Below are 9210 nucleotides of genomic sequence, written 5' to 3'. Positions count from 1 at the left end.
CCAGAGGTGGAAGACCGGTAACGGTTGGAGCTGACTGGTACTAATAGGCCGAGGACTTGTTACAAAGACGCTACGCATCCACTGTGCGGTTCTGGAAGAACCGAGCGGCATTCCGATCGCCGCAGGTAGAATTCCATAGAGTTTCGGTGATCATAGCGTTGGGGAAACACCCGGTCCCATTCCGAACCCGGTAGTTAAGCCCTTCTGCGCCGATGGTACTGCACTGGTTACGGTGTGGGAGAGTAGGTCGTCGCCGAACATTACTTCGAGAAGACCCCTGAGGGTCGAGCACTCCGGTGCTCCCCTCAGGGGTCTTCTCGCATGCCCGGATTTCCGCTTGCGCCCTCTGATCTGATGGACGGATGGACGCTGTCGTGCACGTCACGCTGGAATCCTTCGACGCCGCCACACTCGATCGGCTGACAGCCGATCCGGTGCGAAACACCGTGGCTTTGACCTCGCTGGACCGGATCCGCCGCTCGCCGGCCACCGAAGAACCACCGGTCCTGATCACCTTCCAAGACCAAGGCGAGGTGATCGGTTCCTTGGTCCGCACTCCACCCTGGCCGTGGCAAGCGGCAGACCTCCCCGCCGCCGCGGCCGAGTTCGCGGCCGGCCTCGCCGCCAGGATCGACCCGGACGCCCCCGGCGTGACGGGACCGAGGGAGAGGTCTGAGGCCTTCGCCACAGCGACGGGCAAGAACTTCAAGGAATCCCTGGCCACCAGGCAGTACCGGCTGACCGCTCTGGTCCCACCCTCCGTCGACGGCACCAGCCGCCTGGCTACCGAGGACGACGTGGAGCTCCTGGCGGCCTGGCGCGAAGCGTTCCTCGCGGAGGCCGTACCGGAAGCGCCCGCGGCCCCCGCCGCGGAAGCCATGCGCACCTCGTTGCGACTGGGCCAGGGCCACGCCCTCTGGGAGATCAACGGCACACCGGTCGCCTGGGCGGTGGCCAGCCGCCCGCAGGCAGGCATGACGAGGATTGGTCCCGTTTACACCCCTCCCGAACACCGCAGGCACGGCTACGGCGCCGCGGTCAGCGCCGTCGCGTCGCAGTGGGCACTGGACCAGGGCGCCGCAGAGGTCCTGCTCTTCGCCGACCTGACCAACCCGACCTCGAACTCGATCTACCAACGGATCGGCTACGAACCACTCGACGACTGGGCGGAGTTCTGGTGGAAGCACTGAGCCACAACGACATCAGGGATTTCCTCGCCGTGGCAGGGGATTTCCTAGACGCGGACCCCGTGAACCACAGCGTGCACCTCACCGGCGCCGACGCCGCGCTGCAGGGCTGCAGACCGGCGGTCACGCTGATCTCCCTGCACGACAACGGGAACGTCGTCGGCGCGGCGACCAGGATGGAGGGCCGCCCGCTGCACGTCGCCGCGATGCCGGTCGCCGCGGCACCCCTCGTCGCGGAGGTCCTGCGCGGCCAGGAGATCAACGAGGTCACCGGCACGCGCGAGAAGGTCGAGGCTTTCCGGCGGCTGTGGCGCGACGGCGGCACTGAGACCTACACCCTGCGCCTGTACCGGCTGGAGGACCTGGTGGTGCCGGACGTGCCGGGGGAGTCGAGGCTCACCACCCCTGCCGACGACGAGCTGATCACCGAGTGGTGGATCCAGTTCGTCGCCGAGCTCGACGGACTCCCGCGTGAAGAGGCCGAGAAGCGCGCGATGGACAGCCGGTGGATGGACGCGGGGCACGTCCTGTGGCTCGTCGACGGCGTCCCGGTGTCGTGGGCCGGCAGCACCGCCCCGGTCGGCGGCGTGTCGAGGGTCGGCCCGGTCTACACCCCACCCGAACACCGCCGGCACGGCTACGCGGCCGCGGCCACTGCGGCGGTCAGCCAGTGGGCGTACGGCCAGGGCGTCGACCACGTCGTGCTGACCGCGGACCTGGCCAACCCCACGGCGAACTCGGTGTACCAGGGCATCGGCTTCCGCGCGGTGTCCGACTGGTCCGAGTACCGCTGGGACTAGGGCCTGTGTCGAGGCCCGGTCCGCGACAGCCGGGCCCGAGGCGGCCCCTGGCGGCACGGCCGGAACGCCCACGTACAACACCGGTACGCGGCCGTCCCGGCCGCACCACCAGGAACCACCTCAAGCGCGGCTCCCGTCGAACCGGGCCTCGACACAGGCCCTAGCCGAAGAGCTCGGGTGACAGCGGGCGGTTGCGCACGTGCGACGAGAACACCAGCGACGTCGTGGTGTCGCCGTACCGCTGCATCACCTCGACGAGCTCCTCCAGTTCGGCCATCGACCGGCAGACGACCCGCAGCAGCCAGCAGTCGTCGCCGGTCACGTGGTCGGCGTCCAGGATCTGAGGCAGCACCAGCACCTGCGAGCGGAACCGAGGTGTGTCGAGCGACCGCACCCGCACCCGCACGATCGACTCGATCGGCAGGCCCAGCCGGGCAGGCGACACCACGGCCGTGAAGCCCGTGATGACACCGAGCGTCTCCAGGCGGCGCACCCGTTCGGTCACCGCCGGCGCGGACAGCGAGACCTCGCGCCCGAGCGCCGTGAACGACATCCGCCCGTCCTCCTGCAGCAGCGACAGGATCTTCCAGTCCACAGCGTCCAGTTCCACCTGGAAATCATAAGGAGAACAGCTCCAACGCCTGGAGTTCCGCATGTCCTCAGAGGACCGGCGTCAGCAGGATCAAGGGCATGACGAACGCACTGCGCTTCCCCGCCGCCGCGCCCGAGACCGCCGCCGCCCACTTCGCCGCCGAGCTCGCGTTCGAGGCCGACCCCGACGACGTGCACCGCGACCTCCAAGACGGCGGGACCACCGGCTACGTCCTCGTGGAGACGCGGGCGCCGGAAGCGTTTGCGCAGGCCCGCATCCCCGGCGCCGTCAACCTGCCGTACCGCGACCTGCCCGCCGACCTCGACCTCGATCCGGACCTGGTCTACATCTGCTACTGCGAGAGCTTCCAGTGCAACGCGGCGACCAAGGGCGCCCTCGCGCTCGCCCAGCGCGGCTACCGGGTGAAGCGGCTCTCCGGTGGCATCACCGCGTGGCGTGAGGCGGGCTACCCGATCGAGTCGGACCAGCTGGTCAGCGCAGGTGTTGCCAAGGTCGCGTGTCACTGCTGACCTGCATCCACCTAGGCTCGGGTGCGTGAACGCACCACGCCTGCTCGTTCTGCAGCCCTCGGAGTCGGACCCGCTGGCCAAGCTCGGTGGCTGGCTCGAAGCCGAGGGCGTCGAGCTCGACCTCGTGCGGCTGAAGAACGAGCCCGCGCCCGCGACCCTCGACGGCTACCAGGGCGTTATCTGCCTCGGTGGCGAGATGGGCGCGCTGGACGACCTCGACCACCCGTGGCTCGCGGACGCGCGCAAGCTGCTGTCGAGCGCCGTGTCGAAGAAGCTGCCGACGCTCGCGATCTGCCTGGGCGCGCAGCTGCTCGCGGCCGCGACGGGCGGTCAGGTGCGCAAGGGTCCACAAGGGCCGGAGGTCGGCGTGCTGCTGGTGGCGAAGCGGGACGCGGCGGGCATGGACCCGCTGTTCGCCGACCTGCCGTTCACCCCGGACGTCCTGCAGTTCCACAACGACGAGGTGCACCTGCTGCCGCCCGGCGCCGAGCACCTCGCGGCGTCCCCGAAATATCCGAATCAGGCGTTCCGTGTCGGTGCGAGTGCTTACGGCCTGCAGTTCCACATCGAGACGACGCCCGAAATCGTCTTGAACTGGGCGGCCAAGGACCCCGATTCGGCGGCCTGCGCGCGGGCGCACCACTTCGACCAGGAGTTCCTCGAAGAGGCGCACCGGGACTTCGAGGAGGTGTGGCAGCCGTTCGTCGCCCGATTCGCCAAACTCGTTCGGGGAGAACTGTTGCCCGCAGGCGGTATGGGCACACAACTTCCGTTGGTGTGACGTTACTTTCGTAGGTTTTAAGACATCCTCCGTTAGCGGTACCGTAATCTCCTGGACAGCTTGTTCGATCCAGCCGGAGGATCAGTGTGGATCCCGCACTTGTAGTGATCATCGTCGTTGTCACTGCTCTCATCTTCGATTTCACCAACGGGTTCCACGACACGGCCAACGCCATGGCCACCTCCATCGCCACCGGTGCTCTGAAGCCCCGCACGGCGGTCGCGTTGTCGGCGGTGCTCAACCTCGTCGGCGCGTTCCTGTCCGTCGAGGTGGCCAAGACCATCTCCGGCGGCATCGTCGACGACGCCCAGATCACGCCCGCGATCATCTTCGGCGGGCTGGTCGGCGCGATCATGTGGAACCTCGTCACCTGGTACGTCGGCCTGCCGTCGAGCTCGTCGCACGCCCTGTTCGGCGGCCTGATCGGCGCGGCCTGGGTCGCGTCCGGTGTGGACGCCATCCACTTCGCCAAGGTCGTCGACAAGGTCCTGGTGCCCGCGATCGTGGCGCCGCTCGTCGCCGGCCTGGTCGCGGCCATCGCCACGATCGTCGTCTACCGCCTCAAGAAGGCGGCTGACCCGCGCGTCGCGCACACCGGCTTCAAGGTCGGCCAGGTCGCGTCCGCCTCGCTCGTCTCCCTCGCGCACGGCACGAACGACGCGCAGAAGACGATGGGCATCATCACGCTCGCGCTGATCACGTCCGGTTCGCTCGCTCCCGGCTCCGGCCCGCCCACCTGGGTGATCGTCAGCGCCGGACTCGCGATCGCGGCGGGCACGTACCTCGGCGGCTGGCGCATCACGCACACGCTGGGCCGCGGCCTGACGACCATCGAGCCCGCGCAGGGCTTCGCGGCGCAGACCTCCACGGCCACGGCGATCCTCGCGTCGTCGCACCTCGGCTTCGCGCTCTCCACCACGCACGTCGCGTCCGGCGGCATCATGGGCTCCGGCCTCGGTCGTGACCGCCGCGGCGTCAAGTGGGGCACCATGGGCAAGATGGCCGCGGGCTGGCTGTTCACCCTGCCCGCAGCCGGCATCGTCGGCGCGCTCGCGGGCAAGTGGGCGTCCACCGGCACCGTCGGCATCATCGGCGTCGCCGTCATCGGCATCGTCGTGTCGGTCGTCATCTGGATCATGGCGCGGCGCGAGCCGGTCAAGCCGGAGCACATCGTCGACGAGGTCGCGGCCCAGGCCGAACTGCACAAGGTGGCGGCATGAAGGTCGACTGGACGGCGCTGCTCCAGGTCTTCGGCGCCACGTTGCTGGTCACGGTTCTGGTCGTGACGTTGTTCGTCGTCGGGATCCGCGCTCTGTCGGGTGACAAGAAGGTCCCCGCGTACGCGAGCTTCGCCGGTTGCGTCGCCGTGGTGCTCTACGGACTCTCACTGATCGTCTTCTGATGCCGTGAGGGGATTAGGGTTGGCTCACGATGAGCGAACCAGTCCGCCACGCGTCCCCAGCAAGATTCGGGCTCACCGAGCCGCGCAGCGAGGAAACGCTGCGCGGCCTCGGCCTCTGGGCTGACCGAAGGCCCGCAGACGGTTCCGAGCCGGTGCTGTCGGCGCTGTCCCGCTGCCCCGACCCCGACCTCGCGTTGCGGGGTCTCGAACGCCTGCACGCCGTCGCCGACTGGGACGCCCTGTCGGCCGCGCTGCACGAGGACGTCGTGGTGCGCGGGCGGCTGCTCGCCGTGCTCGGCTCGTCCACCGCGCTGTCGGACTTCCTGGTCGTGAACCCCGACCGGTGGCGTTCGCTGACCGACGACGTCGACGTGTCGCTGGAACTGGCGGACGGCGACGTGCTGCGCACCGAGTACCGGGCGAAGCTGCTGCTCGTGGCCGCCAACGACCTCGCGCACGTCGTCGAGGCCGATCTGCCGTTCGTCCCCTACGACACGGTGGCCGCCCAACTGTCCGATTTGGCCGTGTCGGCTCTGCGGGCGTCGCTGAAGCTCGCCGCGGAACGCGTGAACGGCGCTGATCGCTGTCAGCTCGCGGTGATCGCGATGGGCAAGTGCGGCGCGAACGAGCTCAACTACGTGAGTGACGTGGACGTCGTGTTCGTCGCCGAGGGCGATCTGGGCGTGGCGACCCGGCTGGCCAGCACGATGATGCAGATCGCAGGCCAGTCGTGCTTCGAGGTCGACGCGGCGCTGCGGCCCGAGGGCAAGGCGGGCGCACTCGTCCGCACCGTGGACGGGCACGCCTCGTACTACAAGAAGTGGGCGCGGACCTGGGAGTTCCAGGCGCTGCTGAAGGCACGGCCGGTCGCCGGTGACGCCGAGCTCGGGCAGGCGTACCTCGACGTCGTGCGGCCCTACGTGTGGACGGCGGCGGAGCGCGAGAACTTCGTCGAGGACGTGCAGGCGATGCGGCGCCGGGTCGAGGACCACGTGCCGACCGGGCTCGCGGACCGCGAGCTGAAGCTCGGCCGCGGTGGCCTGCGCGACGTCGAGTTCGCGGTGCAGCTGCTGCAACTCGTGCACGGGCGTTCCGACGAGGACCTGCGGATCCAGGCGACGACGGCCGCGTTGGCCGTGCTGGGTCAGGGCGGGTACGTCGGACGGGAGGACGCGGCGGAGTTCGGGCGCTCGTACCGGTTCCTGCGCACGCTGGAGCACCGGCTGCAGCTGCAGCGCTTGCTGCGCACCCACCTCTTCCCGGCCGACGACGACGTGACGGCGTTGCGGTGGCTGGCGCGGTCGGTGGGGCTGGCCGCTGACGGGCGGAAGTCCGAGGGGCAGGTGCTGCTCGCGGAGTTCCGCAGGCACGCCAACCAGGTCCGGCGGCTGCACGAGAAGCTCTTCTACCGGCCGCTGCTGCAGTCCGTGGCGGGGGTGCCGACCGAGGCGTTGCGGCTCACCACCAAGGAGGCCGTGGCGCGGCTGGCGGCGTTGGGCTACACCTCGCCCGACGGCGCGTTGCGGCACATCCAGGCGTTGACGCAGGGAATGTCCCGGCGGGCTCGCATCCAGGGCGCGCTGCTGCCGGTGCTGCTCGACCTGTTCGCCGGCACGCCCGATCCCGACGGCGGGCTGCTCGCGTACCGGAAGGTGTCCGAGGCGCTCGCCGAAACCCCTTGGTACCTGAGGCTTCTGCGCGACGAGGGCGCGGTCGTCGAACGGCTCGCGGTGCTGCTCGGCACGTCGCGCCTCGTGCCAGACCTGCTCGTGCGCGCGCCGGAAGTGTTGCGGTTGCTGGCAGATACCGACGCGCTTGTTGGTGGCGATCCGCACTCGATCGGGAAACCCTTGCGCAGCGCCGTTTCCCGGTACGGCGACGCGGCGCGGGCCATCGCGGCCGCGCGGTCGTTGCGGCGCCACGAGATGTTGCGGATCGCCGCCGCGGACCTGCTCGGGTTCATGCCGCTGGACACGGTGTGCGTCTCGCTGTCCGAGGTGTGGGCTTCGGTGCTGCAGAGCGCTTTGGACGCGGCGGTGCGCGCGTCCGGTGACCCTCTCGCCGCACTGACCGTGATCGGCATGGGCCGGCTCGGCGGCCACGAGCTCGGGTACGGCTCGGACGCGGACGTGCTGTTCGTGTGCAGGCCGGTGGAGGGCGTGACCGACGCCGACGCGGTGAAGTGGGCGAGCGGGGTCGTGGAGAAGATCCGGCGGCTGCTCGGCGCGCCGTCGCAGGACCCGCCGCTGCAGGTCGACGCGGACCTGCGGCCGGAGGGCCGGCAGGGGCCGCTGGTGCGCACGCTCGACTCCTACCGCGCCTACTACCGGCAGTGGGCGGAGATCTGGGAGAAGCAGGCGCTGCTGCGGGCTCGGTTCCTCGCGGGCGATGCCGCTCTGGGAGCCGAGTTCGAGTCGTTGATCGAGCCGTTGCGGTATCCGGCGGACGGCCTGGACGCGGCGTCCGTGCGGGAGATCAGGCGGATCAAGGCCCGCGTTGACGCCGAACGGCTGCCGCGCGGCGCCGACCCGAGCACGCACACCAAGCTCGGCCGCGGCGGGCTCGCGGACGTCGAGTGGACCGTGCAGTTGTTGCAGCTGCAGCACTCCGGGGCCGTGCCGGGACTGCGCACACCGTCCACAATGGCCGCGATGGCGGCCGCGGTGGAGGCAGGGCTGCTGGCCGCCGAGGACGCCGCCGAGCTGACCGCCGCGTGGAACCTGGCGACGCAGGCCCGCAACGCCGTGACGCTGGTGCGGGGCAAGGCTTCTGATCAACTGCCGACGTCCGGACGTGACCTCGTCGCGGTCGCGTCGGTGATGGGGCACCCGCCCGGCGGCGATCCGGGTGAGTTCCTGGAGGAATATCGCAGGACCACCCGCCGTGCGCGTGCGGTGGCGGAGCGTGTCTTCTACGGTGAGAAACCGTGAAAGCAATCGCGCTGACCGCGTTCGGCGACGCCGAGGTCATGTCGTTGCAGGAGTTGCCCGACCCGTTGCTCGGGCCCGACCAGGTCCTGGTGGAGGTGCGTGCGGCCGGGGTGAACCCGGTGGACTACAAGATCAGAGCCGGTTACCTGCAGGGCCTGATGCCGCACCACACACCGTTGATCCCCGGCTGGGACGTGTCGGGTGTCGTGCGCGCGGTCGGCATCGGTGTGCAGGACTGGAAGCCGGGCGACGAGGTGCTCGCCTACGCGCGCAAGGACCACGTCCAGTTCGGCACCTACGCCGAGCTGGTCGCGTTGCCGGACCGGCTGGTGGCGCGCAAGCCGTCCAGCGTGGACTTCGTGACGGCGGCCGCGTTGCCGCTGGCAGGGCTCACGGCGTTGCAGTCGCTGAAGGTCGTCGGTACCGGTTCCGGTGACGTCGTCCTGGTGCACGCGGCCGCTGGCGGCGTCGGGCACCTCCAGGTGCAGATCGCGCGGGAGCTCGGCGCGTCACGGGTGATCGGCACCGCTTCGCCGCGCAACCACGAGTTCGTGCGGTCGCTGGGAGCGGAGCCAGTTGCTTACGGTGACGCGCTGGTCGACGCGGTCGCGGAACTCGTCGGCGGCGACGGCCAGGTCGACGTGGTGGCCGACAACGCGGGAGGACTCGCGTTCGACCAGTCGTTGCAACTGGTGCGCGACCGTGCGCGGATGACGTCCATTGTGGACGGACCGCGGGCGCTGGAGAACGGTGTCGTCAACACCTGGGCGCGGCCGAACGCCGAGCAGACCCAGTGGCTGGTGGACCTCGTCGCGGACGGCAGGTTGCGTGTCGAGGTGCAGCAGACATTTCCCTTGGCGGAGGCCGTGAAGGCGCACAGGCTGCTCGAAGGTGGTCACGTGCGAGGAAAAGTCGTGCTGACCGTCTGAAATCTTCAGGTATTTCTTCAGGTTTGGGGGCGTTCCGCGCGGAACGCCCCCGGTCTGAT

General features: G+C 69.7%; 9 protein-coding genes and 1 rRNA gene. 9 read left to right on the top strand and 1 reads right to left on the bottom strand.

Annotated elements, in window-relative coordinates; translation table 11 throughout:
• The first annotated feature begins 142 nt into the window (after nt 1-142).
• From rrf to ACFWN2_RS21120, 3 genes are all read left to right on the top strand, one after another.
• Nucleotides 143-259: ribosomal RNA gene (gene rrf, locus ACFWN2_RS21130) — 5S ribosomal RNA — on the top strand.
• Nucleotides 260-362: 103 nt separating this feature from the next.
• On the top strand, nt 363-1190 hold the full coding sequence (locus tag ACFWN2_RS21125) for a GNAT family N-acetyltransferase (RefSeq protein ID WP_382429646.1): 828 nt from the start codon (nt 363-365) through the stop codon (nt 1188-1190).
• Nucleotides 1178-1987 carry a GNAT family N-acetyltransferase gene (locus ACFWN2_RS21120; RefSeq protein WP_382429644.1) on the top strand — a complete coding sequence of 270 codons (810 nt, stop codon included), beginning with the start codon at nt 1178-1180 and terminating at the stop codon, nt 1985-1987. Before ACFWN2_RS21125 ends, ACFWN2_RS21120 begins: the two co-directional genes overlap by 13 nt.
• 160 nt (nt 1988-2147) lie before the next feature.
• Here the strand turns inward: ACFWN2_RS21120 and ACFWN2_RS21115 are convergent, their stop codons facing one another.
• Entirely contained in the window at nt 2148-2597 is a 450-nt protein-coding gene (locus ACFWN2_RS21115; protein WP_382429642.1) for an Lrp/AsnC family transcriptional regulator, read from the bottom strand.
• 80 nt (nt 2598-2677) lie between these two features.
• Between ACFWN2_RS21115 and ACFWN2_RS21110 the strand changes: the two genes are divergently transcribed.
• From ACFWN2_RS21110 to ACFWN2_RS21085, 6 genes are all read left to right on the top strand, one after another.
• Entirely contained in the window at nt 2678-3109 is a 432-nt protein-coding gene (locus ACFWN2_RS21110; protein ID WP_382429640.1) for a rhodanese-like domain-containing protein, read from the top strand.
• 25 nt (nt 3110-3134) lie between these two features.
• Nucleotides 3135-3890, top strand: a complete 756-nt coding sequence (locus tag ACFWN2_RS21105; RefSeq protein ID WP_382429638.1) for a type 1 glutamine amidotransferase — start codon at nt 3135-3137, stop codon at nt 3888-3890.
• An 86-nt stretch (nt 3891-3976) separates the two neighbouring features.
• Nucleotides 3977-5110, top strand: coding sequence for an anion permease (locus ACFWN2_RS21100; protein WP_382429636.1), 1134 nt, complete (start codon nt 3977-3979; stop codon nt 5108-5110).
• Entirely contained in the window at nt 5107-5292 is a 186-nt protein-coding gene (locus ACFWN2_RS21095; RefSeq protein WP_089921782.1) for a hypothetical protein, read from the top strand. Before ACFWN2_RS21100 ends, ACFWN2_RS21095 begins: the two co-directional genes overlap by 4 nt.
• Before the next feature lie 29 nt (nt 5293-5321).
• Nucleotides 5322-8222 (top strand): bifunctional [glutamine synthetase] adenylyltransferase/[glutamine synthetase]-adenylyl-L-tyrosine phosphorylase, encoded by a 2901-nt coding sequence (locus ACFWN2_RS21090; protein ID WP_382429633.1) that lies wholly within the window; start codon nt 5322-5324, stop codon nt 8220-8222.
• The gene (locus ACFWN2_RS21085; RefSeq protein ID WP_382429631.1) at nt 8219-9151 is read left to right on the top strand and encodes an NADP-dependent oxidoreductase; all 933 of its coding nucleotides are present in this window, start codon (nt 8219-8221) and stop codon (nt 9149-9151) included. The genes ACFWN2_RS21090 and ACFWN2_RS21085 overlap by 4 nt, the downstream gene beginning before the upstream one ends.
• The last annotated feature ends 59 nt before the right edge of the window (nt 9152-9210 follow it).

The sequence above is a fragment of the Lentzea sp. NPDC058436 genome, from assembly GCF_042721515.1.
Classification (GTDB): Bacteria; Actinomycetota; Actinomycetes; order Mycobacteriales; family Pseudonocardiaceae; genus Lentzea.
The sequence above is the reverse complement of the archived record's forward strand: the minus strand, read 5'-3'. Positions and strand labels throughout refer to the sequence as shown.

What these genes read in the sequence shown, in the direction of transcription:
- ACFWN2_RS21125 (WP_382429646.1), top strand. Translation starts at nt 363, where the DNA reads ATGGACGCTGTCGTGCACGTCACGCTGGAATCCTTCGACGCCGCCACA.
- ACFWN2_RS21110 (WP_382429640.1), top strand. Translation starts at nt 2,678, where the DNA reads ATGACGAACGCACTGCGCTTCCCCGCCGCCGCGCCCGAGACCGCCGCC.
- ACFWN2_RS21095 (WP_089921782.1), top strand. Translation starts at nt 5,107, where the DNA reads ATGAAGGTCGACTGGACGGCGCTGCTCCAGGTCTTCGGCGCCACGTTG.
- ACFWN2_RS21090 (WP_382429633.1), top strand. Translation starts at nt 5,322, where the DNA reads ATGAGCGAACCAGTCCGCCACGCGTCCCCAGCAAGATTCGGGCTCACC.